At 36.1% G+C, this 15,268-nt stretch carries 11 protein-coding genes; 5 read left to right on the top strand and 6 right to left on the bottom strand.

Going from position 1 to position 15,268, the window contains the following annotated elements:
- Positions 1-141 precede the first annotated feature (141 nt).
- The 5 genes from ACPYKA_RS10925 to ACPYKA_RS10905 all read right to left on the bottom strand — a co-directional run bounded on the left by ACPYKA_RS10925 (position 142) and on the right by ACPYKA_RS10905 (position 7,365).
- Positions 142-1,452, bottom strand: a complete 1,311-nt coding sequence (locus tag ACPYKA_RS10925; protein WP_479542325.1) for a purine-cytosine permease family protein — start codon at positions 1,450-1,452, stop codon at positions 142-144.
- Complete coding sequence (locus ACPYKA_RS10920; protein WP_479542324.1) at positions 1,442-3,202, bottom strand: hydantoinase B/oxoprolinase family protein; 1,761 nt, start codon at positions 3,200-3,202, stop codon at positions 1,442-1,444. The genes ACPYKA_RS10925 and ACPYKA_RS10920 overlap by 11 nt, the downstream gene beginning before the upstream one ends.
- A 3-nt stretch (positions 3,203-3,205) precedes the next feature.
- Entirely contained in the window at positions 3,206-5,257 is a 2,052-nt protein-coding gene (locus ACPYKA_RS10915) for a hydantoinase/oxoprolinase family protein (protein ID WP_479542323.1), read from the bottom strand.
- Between the two features lie 20 nt (positions 5,258-5,277).
- Positions 5,278-5,823 carry a cupin domain-containing protein gene (locus ACPYKA_RS10910; protein WP_479542322.1) on the bottom strand — a complete coding sequence of 182 codons (546 nt, stop codon included), beginning with the start codon at positions 5,821-5,823 and terminating at the stop codon, positions 5,278-5,280.
- A 762-nt stretch (positions 5,824-6,585) separates the two neighbouring features.
- On the bottom strand, positions 6,586-7,365 hold the full coding sequence (locus ACPYKA_RS10905; RefSeq protein WP_479542321.1) for a Cof-type HAD-IIB family hydrolase: 780 nt from the start codon (positions 7,363-7,365) through the stop codon (positions 6,586-6,588).
- 231 nt (positions 7,366-7,596) lie between these two features.
- On the opposite strand from ACPYKA_RS10905, the gene tnpA reads away from it, so the two are divergent.
- The gene (gene tnpA / locus ACPYKA_RS10900; protein ID WP_479542320.1) at positions 7,597-8,028 is read left to right on the top strand and encodes an IS200/IS605 family transposase; all 432 of its coding nucleotides are present in this window, start codon (positions 7,597-7,599) and stop codon (positions 8,026-8,028) included.
- 510 nt (positions 8,029-8,538) lie between these two features.
- Here the strand turns inward: tnpA and ACPYKA_RS10895 are convergent.
- Positions 8,539-10,377, bottom strand: a complete 1,839-nt coding sequence (locus ACPYKA_RS10895; protein ID WP_479542319.1) for a histidine kinase dimerization/phosphoacceptor domain -containing protein — start codon at positions 10,375-10,377, stop codon at positions 8,539-8,541.
- Positions 10,378-10,689: 312 nt separating this feature from the next.
- Between ACPYKA_RS10895 and ACPYKA_RS10890 the strand changes: the two genes are divergently transcribed.
- From ACPYKA_RS10890 to ACPYKA_RS10875, 4 genes are all read left to right on the top strand, one after another.
- A complete protein-coding gene (locus ACPYKA_RS10890) occupies positions 10,690-11,280 on the top strand; it encodes an ANTAR domain-containing response regulator (RefSeq protein WP_479542318.1) in 591 nt (196 codons plus the stop codon).
- A 465-nt stretch (positions 11,281-11,745) separates the two neighbouring features.
- Positions 11,746-12,708 carry an ABC transporter substrate-binding protein gene (locus ACPYKA_RS10885; RefSeq protein WP_479542317.1) on the top strand — a complete coding sequence of 321 codons (963 nt, stop codon included), beginning with the start codon at positions 11,746-11,748 and terminating at the stop codon, positions 12,706-12,708.
- Positions 12,709-12,774: 66 nt separating this feature from the next.
- The gene (locus tag ACPYKA_RS10880) at positions 12,775-14,277 is read left to right on the top strand and encodes a sugar ABC transporter ATP-binding protein (RefSeq protein WP_479542316.1); all 1,503 of its coding nucleotides are present in this window, start codon (positions 12,775-12,777) and stop codon (positions 14,275-14,277) included.
- On the top strand, positions 14,274-15,230 hold the full coding sequence (locus tag ACPYKA_RS10875; RefSeq protein ID WP_479542315.1) for an ABC transporter permease: 957 nt from the start codon (positions 14,274-14,276) through the stop codon (positions 15,228-15,230). The genes ACPYKA_RS10880 and ACPYKA_RS10875 overlap by 4 nt, the downstream gene beginning before the upstream one ends.
- Positions 15,231-15,268: the final 38 nt, after the last annotated feature.

The raw sequence follows: 15,268 nt of genomic DNA, 5'->3' as shown, positions 1-15,268 counted from the left end.
AGAATAAAGAAGTAGAAACATTAAATTATAAATCACTCCAATAATAAATGGTGGTTAACGGATGCGAGTGTGAGAACAGATGATATAGGAAAATAAAAAAGTGTTGCAGACTAAGAGGTAGTCTGACAACACTTTTATATATTACGTAATATTCTTCACTTCATTCTTCCGCTGTTTTATTTTCATCCCGATAAAATATAAAACTCCAGTCATGAAAAAGGATTGTAGTAATGGCATGCCGAATGGGATGACATATTGTGTCAAATAACCGAAGGCAAACCCAATTAGCATTGTCCATGTTGCAACCCAGTTCCAATTTTCACTTTCTCTGTATTGTTGTTTTTGGATAATAAAATAATCTGCAAACATAATTGCCGCTACAGGTGGACTTGTTAAGCCGATAATATATAAGAAGTTCTCTAATTGGGCTATAATGTTGGTCATAGCAAGTCCTAAGCCTACAATAGTTCCTAACAATGTCAATATGGCTCGCCCTTTACCAGAGTTGATATTAAACATATTTGCCAAAGCTAGCCCCATACTGTAATTATTCACTAATTGACTTGTCCACGTAGCTAAATATAAAATAAGAAAACCCCATACTGGAAAATTTAATGCTAACATGACGGTAACAATATCTGCTTCACCAATGCCAATCGACATGATCGCCCCGACTAAAAATAGGGGGAAGCCTACACCAACAATACCTAAGGGGATAATTAAGTTATCTTTTACGACTGGTCTAGCATAACGTGTATAATCCGCGGAACTAATCCATTGTGAAATGTTCACGCTGATGACGAGCGAAATCGCACCAATTACAGTCATCGTTGGAGTAGGGCTCCAAGAAGAAATGCCACTCCAGCCAATATTTTTAATGGCGAGGTATACACCAACAATCACTAATAGAAGGCCTGCGGGAACCGCGATATAATCGGTCCATTTCATCGATTCATAGCCAAGAATAGATGGAATCGCAAATGTGATCCCTACGATTAAGACGATAATTCCCCATAAAAATGGGTCTTGCTCTTTTGACACTCCAACGATGGCGGCAATTGCATCACCGGCGACATGGGTTTGGAGACCCCACCAAAATAAACAAACGATTATAATATTAATCCCTACAACGAATCGGGCCTGGATGCGACCGAAAGAAGATTTTGCTATGACAGTAGATGGTCTGCCAGTCTTTGCTCCCATATAACCGTTTAATGTATTTCCAATCCATGTAATGACTAAGGCGATCACTAGAATTATCGTCGTCATCCATAAACTGAAACTTCCAATTAGTAAGGCACCTGTCGTTAAAACGGGAATCGTAAATTCTAACCCAGCATTGACAGAAAATGGACCAATCCAATGACCTCGTTGTTCGAGTGGTACCGGATCAATAGCTTCGTCCCTTGTTACCGTATTATCTCTGCTTATTTCCTGCTGATTATCGATCATTTCCACCTCCACTTTGTTTTTGTAATTGTTTTCTTTCCTCTGATATGTCTAGTAAAGAAAAATTACCCGGGTCTAATATGACACCATATATCTCTTTAGCATCTTCTAAGGCAATATAGCCATTTTTTACATCAGCTTGTATTTGTTCTATCGGACGATGAAGTGGACTGCCGTATCCGCCACCCGTTCCAGTATATAATTTAACAATATCACCTTTATTTAGTGGATATCTTGCATAAATACTGAAAGGACCTTCCACTGTCCCGTCTGCTTTTTCTACATAAAATTCATTAGCGGAACCATCTTTACCACCGTTTACACCCCAAGGGAGAAATTTATTTCTTCCGAATGTAACGGATACTTGTTGTCCGTCAGACATAGCTTTATAAGAACGGATGACGCCTGAACCACCGATATTTGTGCCAGCACCAGCACCATCATTGCGGAGGGCATATTTTTCTACCATCACACCATAATTTGTTTCGGCTATTTCAACTGGAACATTATATGTTTCTCCGTCACCGATACAAAACTGTCCTCTTGCTCCATCCTGATTTGTAGCTGCTCCCCAACCTCCGACAGAAGGTTCCACAATGAGAAAAGGTTCATCCGTTTCCGGTTTAATGCCTGATAATGTAACGGCACATACAGATAAAAAGTGACCAGCACCAAGTTGCTCAGGCAGATAGGGAGCTAACGCTTTCCAAACAAGGTCTCCGCCAAGTGCATCACTTTCCCAATAAATCGAAGTTGGTGCAGGACGTTCTGCCGATACCACGGAGCCCTGATCGACAATTACTTCTAATGGCCGAAATACACCATCATTTACGACATCACCGGAATTAGTAATACTTAAAAATACGACTCTTACGGCAGTGACTAATGCAGAATATGAACAGTTAATTGGACCAGGAACTTGTGGATGACTACCGCGAAAATCACAAATAAATTGATCGTCTGTAATCGTTACTTTCACTTTTACTTGAAATGGTCCATTGCCAAAACCGTCATCATCGATATAGTCACTTGCTTCAAAGGTTCCTTTTGGAAGTTTTTTCATGGCTTCCCGTGCTAGTATTTCTCCTTGATCTAGTAATCGATCAATTGATTGTAAAACAACTTCTGTATCATACCGTTCGCAAAGTTCGGTTATTCGTTTATGCCCGGTTTTTAATGTCGCAACTTGTGCCCATAAGTCACCGATTGATAAATCTGGCATTCGGACATTTGCCTTAATCATTTCAATCAAGGCGTCATTAACGACTCCTTTATTAATTAGTTTGATACATGGAAATTGTAACCCTTCTTGAAATACTTCTGTTGCATCATTACTAAAGGAACCCGGGTCTTTACCGCCAACCTCTGTCCAATGGGCTTTATTAGCGACAAATGCAACAATGTCCCCATCTACAAACACAGGCATGATTAAGCCGACATCTGATAAATGCGAGCCTCCACCGACATAAGGATCGTTAATAATAATGACATCACCAGGATGTAAATCTTCACGTGGGAATTTCTCGAGCGTGTATTCTACCATATGGGACAGCATACCAATAAAACCAGCGACGCCATTTCCTTGTGTCAGTAAATTACCATGTCGATCTGTAATGCCACTTGCATAATCAAGTACTTCATAAATAATCGGACTCATTGATGTTCTAGCAAGCGTTTCAAACATTTCATCTCCAATAGCTAAAAGCGAATCTTTGACGATTTCCAACGTGAAGACATCTGTTTGTTTTGGCATGATTTAATTTCCCTCCCCATGATGTAATGTAATGATTAAATTGCCAAAGTCATCGACAATGAGTGATTGATTCGGGTATAAAATTGTGGAGGATGTTACTTCTTCCACAATAGCTGGACCTTGAACTGTGTGGCCAGGACCTAATAGATTTCGGTCGTACACATCAACGGATAACCAACCGTCTTCCTCAAATAGGACATTTCTTTTTTCGATAATTGGTGTCTGATCCGCCTGGTGAAACGTCCGCTTTTGTAGAGGATCTTTTTTCAATTTACCGAAAGCTGTTAAATGGAGATTGACAATTTCCATCTCATTATCGATTAATTTATAGGCGTATTTATTTTCGTGTAATTGATGAAATGTGTTAGAAATTTGACGTTTTACTTGTTCATTCCATACCTCGTCTGGGTAAGGGACTTTTACCGTATGTTCTTGCCCTTTATAACGCATATCAACGGATTTTGAAAATACGATAGTTTCTTCTGAAAACCCATCTTCTATTAACGAGGTTGTTGCCGCTAATTCCAACTCTTTCCATTTGGCATCAAAGCTGTCACTTTTGATGTTAGGTAATGCGATATTAAATGTATGAATATAATCATTTCGTACATCTGTCATCAGCATGCCCCAAGCAGAAAAGACAGAAGATGCGATTGGAATGATTACTTTTTTAATGCCTAACTCTTTTGCCAATGCTGTTGCATGTAATGGTCCGCCACCGCCATAAGCTACAAGGGTGAAATCCCGTGGATCATATCCTTTTCTAACCGAAATTAGTTTTAGTGCTTGCAGCATATTCGAGTTGGCTAAGCGAATAATCCCTAACGCTACATCTTCTACCTCCATCGACAAGCTATCAGCGATTTTTTCTTGAAAAGCGGCTTTAATTGTTGCGATCTCAGTTTTATGTTCAAAGTTGTCTAATGAGAGTCTACCAGTAAGTAAATTTGCATCGGTTGTTGTCGGGCTTTTACCACCTTTTCCATATGCAATCGGTCCTGGGAAGGCACCTGCTGATTTTGGCCCTACTTTTAGCGCTCCGGTCTTATCAATTGAGGCGATTGATCCTCCACCATTTCCAATTTCGATAATATCGACGACAGGTACTTTAATAGGGTATCCAGCATTTTTATCATTTTTTTCAATATAATAATCAGAGTCAACCTTCATCTCTCCGTTATCAATGAGGGAACATTTCGCTGTCGTTCCTCCAACATCGAAGGCAATGATGTTTTTTTCACCTATCATTTCGCCTAATACAGCGGCACCATACACTCCTGCTGCTGGACCAGATTCTATTATATTAATAGGGGTTTCCTCTGCATGTTGAAAATTGGTCGTCCCACCATTTGACTGCATCACAAATTTATTTCCTTTTAGATGAATATCGTTTAATTTATTATTTAACTTTTGTAAATAAGTAGATGCCGTCGGTTTCACATAAGCGTTTAAAACTGCAGTATTCGTCCGTTCATACTCACGCCATTCTCTTGCTACTTCATGTGATGCTGTTACTTTTACGTCTGGAAGCAGTGCTTGGATGATTTCTTTTGTTTCTATCTCATGTTGGGGATTTATATAAGCATATAAATACGCAATAGCAACTGCTTCTACTTCTTGCTCTTTAAAATATGCTGCAATTTCTTTTACACTGCTTTTATTTAGGGGTGTGATGATATTCCCTTGATAATCTAGCCTTTCTTCGACTTCTTGCCGTAAATATCGCTCCACAAAGGGGGTTGGCTTTTTATATCGTACATTAAATAAATCAGGTCGATTTCCCCGGGCAATTTCTAATACATCTCTGAACCCTTTTGTTGTAATTAAGGCTGTTTTAGCACCTTTTCTTTCTGTTAATGTATTGATCACCACGGTTGAACCATGAATGAACATATCAATTTCTTTCGGATTAACACCTGAAGCTTGGATGACATTGATGACCCCTTGTTCATAATTTGGCACAGTAGTATCTGTTTTTATAGTTTGAATGTCACCTGTTTTCGATATACTTACCATATCCGTAAATGTACCACCTATATCTGTTGCAACACGCAATGCTATCTTCCTTTCTGTTATTAAAGTAATTTTGGTGTGACGACATTAATCATGTCAACGGCTTGGTCAGTTCTGTTTTCAAAATTATGAGGTAAATGGGAAGGAAAGTGAATGGACTCTCCTTGATGAACCTCGTAGTCCTCTCCATCGATGATGAAAGTGATTGTACCTGCTAATACATAATAAAATTCTTCGCCGTGATGGGTAAAAGACTTCTGCGATGATATTTTATTTGGCAGCACACTAATATAGTAGGGATCCATTTCTCTTCCTGTAAATTCTCCATTTAAACGAATTAACTTTTCATCAATCCCGTCTAACTTAACCATTTGTTGGTCTGCCTTCTTTTTGATGTAACTATTATGTGTTTCTTCGGCAAAAAAATAATTCATACTTATTCCATAAGCGTCAGCTATTTTTTTCAATGATGTAATCGCTAAATTGGTCGTACCTTTTTCAATCCGTGATAAAAAACTAATAGAGAGTCCAGTTTTTTCAGATAATTCCGCTAACGTCATTTCGTTTTTCGTTCGTAGCTCTTTAATTTTTTTATATACAGACTCCATTTTGACTCCTTTACTTTTTATTATAATTTTTTGAATATATGAAAATGATTATACATTTTTTTGTGAAAATGTACAAATTAAGAGGAAGTTTTTTGGGGATGGGTTATGGAATAGGAAGGCGTGACTGCCGAAACAAGTTGGTAAGGAGGAAGTTGGAGATGATGATGTAGAAAAGGTAGTATACGTTATCATCTTAAGGAACGTTTGTTCTAAGATGATTTATGATATTATAGAATTAACGAAAAAGGTAGGAAGGAAGTTGCGCTGGAGATGTTAAAAGAAGGTGTTTCTATAGGATTTATTAAAAGAACGACTAAGCTAACAGTGGATGAGATAGAAGAATTAAGAAAACAACTATAGCCTGATAGTCAATATCGAGTGATAGGATAAAAAATAATTAGTAGTCATTGAAAGCCTGGTGGAGAATGAGCTCTACTAGGTTTTGATTTATGGTGAAGTATTGGCTTCGTGATAACTCTAGCAATGCTAGTTACTAGATCTAGTGTTCCTCGATTTGTTTCACAAGAAATTGCGTGAAGTATAGCTGTATTTAAGTCAAGGGAAGCTCCACCAAAATCTTTATTTAGGTGGAGAGGTTCACCGTGTTCGACTTCCATGCTTGATGAATTGAAAAAAATATCCCTTAATCAAAAAGAAGCTTTTTATTAAGGGATTAACTCATGCTGTGTATTGTTATAGCCTGATTGCAAAAGGTTATAAGTTTTTTATTGTTTTCTAAGAAATAAAAATAGTTTACTTGCTTTACTTCAATAACCCTAATGCTTCCAAACCATATGCAATTCCGTCTTCATGAACATCTTTCGTAACATGTTTTGCGGATTTCTTTACAATATCAGGAGCATTTCCCATTGCAACGCTATTTTCTACATATTGCAGCATTTCAATATCATTTAATTCGTCTCCAAAGGCATAGACTTGATCAGGTGCATATCCTAATTGATTGATCATGAGCTCAATCCCCTTTGCCTTCGAACAACCCGCAGGTATAACATCTGTAGAAAGTGGATGCCAACGTACAAACCGAAACTGTTTAAAACGATCAATATATGGAGCCTCTTCTTTATCTGTACAAAAGAGTAAAGATTGATAGATTTCTTGTGTTTCAAAATAGTCGGGTTCGTACATTGGGTGATCAAATTTTAATGAACCACTAATACTCTCTTCAATATGGGGATGATATTCAACATTTGTTTTCATGTTCTCCGTACCCATATATACAATTGGATGTTCATTGAGTGTTGCAACCTCCGTAAGCGTTTGTAATGCGTCTGTAGGTAATGGATTTTTATAAATAACGTTATCTTTTATGACAACATATTGACCATTAATACTCACAAATGTATCTATTTCCAGTTTCTTACGTAATTCCTTAAACATAAATGGGGAACGACCTGTAGCGATTGCTATTTCATGTCCTTTTTCTTTTAACAATTTAATTGCTTGTTCTGTGGAGCTAGGAAGATTCTTTTCGTGATCAAGAAGCGTTCCATCTATATCAAAGAAGATTAACTTTTTTGTCATTTTATCCCTACATTCTATTTATTCTACTTTAATTAATTACATGTTTTTGGCTATGGCCAAGCAAAATCATCTTACATTACATCAAGGTGAATAGCAATTTATCCGTTTTTGTACAGAAAAAAACTGTTTAAGTTACAAATGCGTGGTCTAACTCCACCGTCTTTAGACGGTATCAGCTTTTAGCCCTATCTTTTGTCTTTATTTGTCCATACTAGGATATGAGATGAAAGTATGGATGGATATAGAAAAAGCAGCCATGCGGTATATGATATCAAGTATCATGTTATTTGGGTAACAAAATACAGATATAAAGTGTTGCATGGTCCAATTGCAGTACGGGCAAGAGAACTCATTAGACAAGGTTGTGAAGCAAGAAAAATTACTATCTTGCAAGGAAGTGTGGGAAAAGACCACATTCATTTATTACTATCATGTCCTCCAAGTATGGCGCCTAGCAAGGTTTTGCAATACCTAAAAGGTCGATCATCAAGATTATTACAGGATGAGTTTGCAGAACTAAAGAAAAGGTATTGGGGTCAACATTTATGGGCAAGAGGATATTTTTGTGCAACCGTTGGGACAGTAACAGAAGAAATAATAAGAAATTATATTGCCAATCAATTCAATGAAGGCAATGATGAAACCTTCAGGATTGATGAATGAGTTTAGTCACACTTAGGAGTAGGCTTCAGCTTATGGACTTTCAGCAGGACTTCATCCTGAAGAGCGACTTTAGCCGTAGACATTTATATCAAAATCCACCTGCTTTAGCAGGTGGTAGTTTAAATAGCGGGATCAGTGAGACCTCTAAGTGACTTTTATAAAAGATGATTATAGTGTAGGCTTATTGGAGAGGAACATATCGGTTTTATGTTGATCATTTTGTTATTCCGAGTAATTCAAGGAACCGAAACGATCCTTCAAGGGTCGACGGCGACTCCAACATCAATGTATCTTTAAAGAAACTTTAGCACAATACGAATTGGAGGGTATTTCACATTTGGATGATCTAACCTACGATCCCATCATTTAAATAATTGTAAAAAAAGAAAAAAATCATTATATATGGATATTCTATGATTGGATTGGTGATTGCCTCCAAGTGCTATAAATGTTTGATAAGCTAGAAATTTTTTTTGCAACGTTACTGATATTTAATTATATTTTTAGAAATTATAATTTAAATATATTCTGTGTATTAATATGAATCTCTGCAATTGTCCCAGAATTCGTTTTTAACTCCATCTTTCCCTGGAGCTCATTTGAAACGATTCCTTGCAAGATTGTTAATCCCAGTCTGTTTGTCTTTTCCATATTAAATTTTTCCGGCAAACCGACCCCATCATCTTTTACCATAATGACAATTTGCTCGTTATCCCGCATACAGCTTACGTGTATAGTTCCGTTATCCTTGCCGGGAAATGCATGCTTCAAACAATTATTAACTAGCTCATTTACGATTAAAGCAATGGAAGTAGCAATGTTATAAGGGATAAAGATGTCTTCTACCTCTGCTATGATTGTTATCTTATCATCCATATCCATTAGACTTATTACTTCTTCAATTATTTCTCTTACATTAATAATACTTCTTCCAAGTTTCTCTTTCGATAAGAGATTGTGAACAGAGGCTATACTTTTAATCCTTGATATAATATTGTCAAGAATTGAATCAATCGGAGTTGATGGGTGTAATTGAGCATATGATTTTTGCAATGAAACAAGTCCTATCACTGATTGTAAGTTGTTTTTAATCCTATGGTGACTCTCTTGAAGCAGAGCTGATCTGCCCATCAGTCTTGTATCTTCAATAGCAACTGCAGCATGACGTGCAAGAGTTGATAAGTACTTAGATTCTTCTTTTGAGTATACATAAAGGTTTTCATAATAAATCTGAATTATTCCAGTTACTTGTGAACGGATTAGGACTGGAACACAAATTAATGTCTTAATATTTTGTATTTTATTAAATAATGATTTGAATTTCCTGTCTTTATCATTTGTGTAAAAAATGTTATTATCTGCTGCAATCTGCATAATTGCTTCCTTTGTCAATTGCAACTGTAAATGTTTACTTTTGTTATATTCGAAATCATCAATGATGCTCCAAGTTGGTTCATCGATAAGTTTGATAGAACAGCCATCTGCATTCATAAAATTTGCGACTTTTTTCGCTAGCAACAGTAGAACATCTTTCAATTCATATTCGGATGTTAAAAATTCGGCAGCGTTAAAAACTGCATCCAGAATATCCTGGGTATCGGCATCGATGTTAGATTTGTTGAAGCTGTAGCTTTCCAATTCTGTTAGTAATCTTTGCGGATCCAGTTTTGCTGTTTCTGCGGTTAATTCTTCAGTTATTTTCCCACTTGATAAAATCGAAATTCTATCAGCAAGTTTTAATGTCTCTTCCCATTGCTTTGTGATGTAAAGGATACTCCCTCCTTGTTCTTTAAACTGATTGATAATTTTATGTAATTTAACTGCATTGTCAGAAGATAAGCCTTCCATTGGTTCTTGCATCACAATCATTTCTGACTTCTGTAAGAATACTTTTGCAATATATACAAGTCTTTTTTGTTCATCTGTCAAATTATTTACTTTGGAATGAAAATCGATATTAAAGTCCAATTCTTCCAAGAAGGATTTGCTTTGTCTTTTTATTTTTTTCCAGTTAATTAATGGTATTATTCTCCTTTTGGGAAAGTTAGTCAGACAGAGGTTTTCAGCTACTGTCAACTCCTGAACTAGTTGTGGTCTTTGTTGTAATAGTGAAATATACCCTCCAATAAATGGATTTTTAACTAGTTTTTTTTCCTTGTAAAATGCTTCGCCAATATCGGTTCGTATACCTAAGTGCAGCAGGGCTTGAATAAAGGTGTTTTGATCCGATGTACTATTAACAATGACTGCATGAATTTCTTTTGTTTGCAATGTTAGATTTAAATTTTCAAGATAACCGTCTTGACCATTATAGTTAATATTCTTTATTTGAAATAATGTTGTTGACAACTCTATTCCCCCCACATAGCAAACGCTTTTAACCGTTAGTATAAATTAATATGTTACTTTTAGTAATTTTGTTTAACATATAGTATATAATAACTTACAGTAAAACGTGATACAATTAGATTTGGATGATAATTATTCAGTACATGTTCTCAATAAAATGTTGCATTCTATTGATATAGTCCCTGTAAAAAGACTAGAAGTGGAATGTGTTTGATGATAATCTATATGTATAGGAACTGTGCAAGAATGAATAGTTAGCGGCAAACTAGACTTTACGGTGGAGAATTTTTATTCGTAAAGGAGGATAACCATATGAACAAACCGTTAAAGATTTTACTAGCTGAAGATGATTTTTTAGTTTTAATGGGATTAAAGTCTAATGTTGAACAATTGGGGCATCATGTGGTTGGAGAAGCTACAAATGGACAAAGAGCGGTTGAGTTAGCAAAAGAACTTAAACCCGACTTAATAATTATAGACATTAACATGCCAATTTTGGATGGCATAGAAGCTATAAAGGAAATTAATAAAGAATTGTTTATTCCAAGCATTATTGTCAGCGGGTACCATGACGATAAACTGATCAATAGGGCAACTGAAGAAGGTGTGCTGTACTATTTATTGAAGCCAATAGATATAAAAGAATTGAGAATAGCAATTAAGATTAGTTTGTCCCGTTTTGAGGAAATTAAAGAACTGCAGCATAATCTGCAGGATACAAAACAGGCATTAGAAGCGCGTAAATATATTGAGAGAGCTAAAGGCATACTAATGGATAGACAGAATTTAAAAGAACATGAAGCGATGAAACATCTTCAGAAAATGAGCAGGGATAAAAATAAGAAAATTGTTGAAATTGCAAAAGAACTTATCCATGCTGATTCATTATTATATCCCGAATAAAAAGTATTGACAGTATGAATAGTTATCCATATAATATAAATATAGTGATATAAGAACTAGATATGATATATTAATCAGCACTCATGGTGTGGTGCTGAATTAGTTGAAAAGAAAGAGTTAAATATTATATTAAAATTTTATAAAATTTATTTTATGCTCATGGACGGTATAAAATATCGATAAAGGTTATGAATGCCTTATATACGTATGGTTATTTTTGATTGTCAAATAAACATACGTATATAAGGCATTTTTGATTTTCCTTATATGAAACCGGATACAGTTCCGTAAGATTTACTATTAGTTAGAAAGGAGAGAGATGGAAAGTGTTATTCAAATAGCATGTACGATGGAGTTATCGACGAACCGCTGTGTTCTTATTGGCAGGTATGTAGAATTTAGTAAAGTATTACTAGAAAAGAGTATCTAGCATGAAATTCTAATAAAAAATTGGGGGATAAAATGATGAAAAAGAAATCGCTAGCATTTTTGATTATTTCTATTGTTTCTATTATGATTTTTGCAGTTGGCTGCACACAAGACGATGGGCCAGACGCAACCGAAAGTGGAGAAGGCGGCGCTAAAAAAGGTGATTTAGTGATAGGTATGTCTTTCCAAGAAATGAACAACCCGTATTTTATTTCAATGAAAGAAGCTTTTGAAGAAGCTGCTGAATCTATAGGGGCGAAAACAATTATAACTGATGCGCAGCATGATGTAAGTAAGCAAACGAATGATATAAATGACATGATTCAGCAGGATATCGATATTCTTCTTTTAAATCCAACTGATAGTGAGGGAATTGAATCTGCAGTTATTGCTGCAAGGGAAGCTGGAGTTATTGTTGTTGCCATTGATGCACAAGCCAAAGGACCGGTTGATTCATTTGTTGGTTCGAAAAACTATGATGCTGGAAAACGAGCCGGGGAGAAAATGGCCGAAGATCTAAAGGGGAAAGGTAAAGTGGCTATTTTAGATGGTATTCCAGTGGTCCCAATTTTAGAAAGGGTAGAAGGTTTTAAAGATGCAATTGAAGAGCATCCTGGAATTGAAATTGTAGATATGCAAAATGGAAAACAAGATAAAGCTGAAGCAATGTCCGTAACAGAGAACATGCTACAGGCTAATAAAGATTTGGATGCCATATTTAGTGTCAACGATGAAGGTGCATTAGGGGTACTTGGGGCAGTAGAGGCTTCCGGTCGTGATGTTTGGATTTACAGTGTAGATGGTCACCCTGAAGCGATAGAAGCAATTTTGGAAGACGGACTATTTAAAGCAACAACAGCACAATTCCCAAGAGACCAAGTTAGAATTGGAATGGGAATGGCCTTGGCAAAATACTGGGGATCTGAAGTTGTTCCTGAAGAAGTGCCAATCGACGTTGAGCTCCAAACAATCGAAAACGCAGAGGACTTTAGCTGGTAAACTTTACAAGTGGAGCACTTTTGTTTTAAAGTGCTCCAGTAATAATTGTAATGAAAGGTGATTTCGATGGATTATATATTGGAAATTGAAAACATAACGAAAGAATTTCCAGGAGTAAAAGCATTAAAAGGTGTTAGTTTTAATGTCGAACGTGGAGAAGTGCACGCTCTTGTCGGGGAAAATGGGGCTGGTAAATCAACTTTAATGAAAATTTTATCGGGCGTATATAATCCTACATCTGGAAGTATTAAATTTAATGGTGAAGAAATTTTTTTAAAAGATCCTAAAGAAGCCCAAAGTTTGGGTATCAGTATCATACATCAGGAGTTCAGTTTAATACCCTATTTAAATAGTGTTGATAATATATTTCTGGGTCGTGAAATTCGACAGTCTAGCGGATTATTAGATAAAAAGAAAATGCGAAAAGAAGCCCAGTCTGTTTTAAATCGTTTAAATGCGAACATTGATTTAAATAAGCCAGTTGATAGTCTAAGTATCGCTAATCAGCAATTTATTGAAATTGCCAAGGCGATTGCTATAGACACAAAAGTTCTTATATTTGATGAACCTACAGCAAGTCTAACAGGAAATGAGGTAGACAAATTATTTGAGTTAATTGAAACTTTAAAAGCCGATGGAGTGACAATTATTTATATATCGCATCATCTCGATGAAATTCTTCAAATGTGTGACCGTCTAACGTGTTTGCGAGATGGTGAATGGGTTGGAACTAGAAATGTTTCTGACTGTACAAAGCAGGATATTGTGAAAATGATGGTAGGTAGAGAAATTGTAAATGCATTTCCTAATCGTCCAAAAAAAGATTGGGAAGAGGAGGAAATATTGCTTGAAGTAAAAAAATTAAGCAATCAGGATATAACAGATATTAGCTTTAATTTGAAAAAAGGTGAAATATTAGGGATTGCTGGACTTGTCGGAGCTGGAAGAACAGAAACAGTGAGAGCTTTAATAGGAGCAGATACGGCTACCGAAAAAGAAGTCTATTTAAATGGAAAAAAAATAAAAATTAAAAATCCAACCGATGCACTGGAAAATGGTATTTGTTTAATTCCGGAAAGCAGAAAATCACAAGGGCTTGTGCTTGGGATGACTATTAAAAATAATATAAGCTTACCGATAATGAAAAAACTCACTGGTGGATTAGGTTTAATTAATAGAAGAACGGAAGCAGAAATAATTGGGCAATCTGTAAAAGACTTGCTGATTAAAACGCCTAGCAGCAATCAAAAGGTAAAAAACCTTAGTGGGGGCAACCAGCAAAAAGTAGTACTCGCTAAATGGCTCAATACTGACTGCAATATTTTGATTTTCGATGAACCAACTCGTGGAATTGACATCGGGGCAAAAGAAGAAATTTATAAGTTAATGAGAAGTTTAGCAGATAAAGGAATATCTATTATTATGATTTCTTCAGAGTTGCCTGAAGTACTTGGCATGAGCGACCGAGTTATTGTTATGCATAAAGGGCAAATGAAGACCGTTATTGAGGCAGAAGAAGCAACTTCTGAAAAGGTAATGTATTATGCTACAGGTGGTGTAGATGGATGAATGCAATAAATAATCAGCGATCTAATTGGAAAGAAACTTTTAAGAATCCTGAAATGCTAACGTTAATAGGTTTTTTTATATTATGTATTTTCTTTAGTATTGTTAGTGGGGAATTTTTAACAGGATCTAATATTTCAAACATTGTCAGACAGGTTTCCATTAATGGAATTCTGGCTGTTGGAATGACCTTTGTAATATTAACCGGTGGAATTGATTTATCTGTAGGTTCTGTGATGGCTTTTACAGGGACAATCATGGTCGGTATGATGGTGAATATGGGATTGCCACCAGTTGCAGCGGTTGTAATAGGTGCAATTCTAGGTGCAGTGATTGGTTATATTAACGGTACTTTTGTAGCGTATGCGAGAATACCATCTATTATAGTGACATTGGCTATGATGGAAATTGCACGAGGAGCAGCTTTGTTATATACGGGTGGTTATCCATTATCAGGATTACCGACTTCTTATAGTTTCATTGGAAGAGGTTATCTTTTTGGAGTTATTCCTATGCCAGCATTAATAATGATTGGTGTGTTTATCGTCGCATATATTATTTTGAACCATTTGCCATTAGGAAGATATATTTATGCAATTGGTGGCAATGAAGAAGCAGTTCGATTATCAGGAGTAAAAGTTAAGCGTATTAAAGCAATTGTCTACTTAATCAGCGGGATAACGGCAAGTATCAGTGGTTTAATCATGACTTCCAGATTGGCTTCTGGACAGCCTACAGCTGGGGATGGATATGAGCTGGATGCGATTGCTGCAGTTGTGTTAGGTGGTACAAGCATTGCAGGAGGAAGAGGACATATATTCGGAACATTGCTTGGTGCATTATTACTCGGTGTGTTAAGTAATGGATTGAACCTAATGGGCGTATCTCCCTATGTACAAAGAGTTTTAAAAGGTGCAATTATCCCAAATTACGAAAGTAAATTTGCCGAAAACTAATTCAGCGCTCTTTTGGGAACAATTTACAAATCTGGGTA

It is taken from the genome of Pseudogracilibacillus amylolyticus (SeqCode), from assembly GCF_051918545.1.
GTDB lineage: Bacteria > Bacillota > Bacilli > Bacillales > Amphibacillaceae > Pseudogracilibacillus.
The sequence above is the reverse complement of the archived record's forward strand: the minus strand, read 5'-3'. Positions and strand labels throughout refer to the sequence as shown.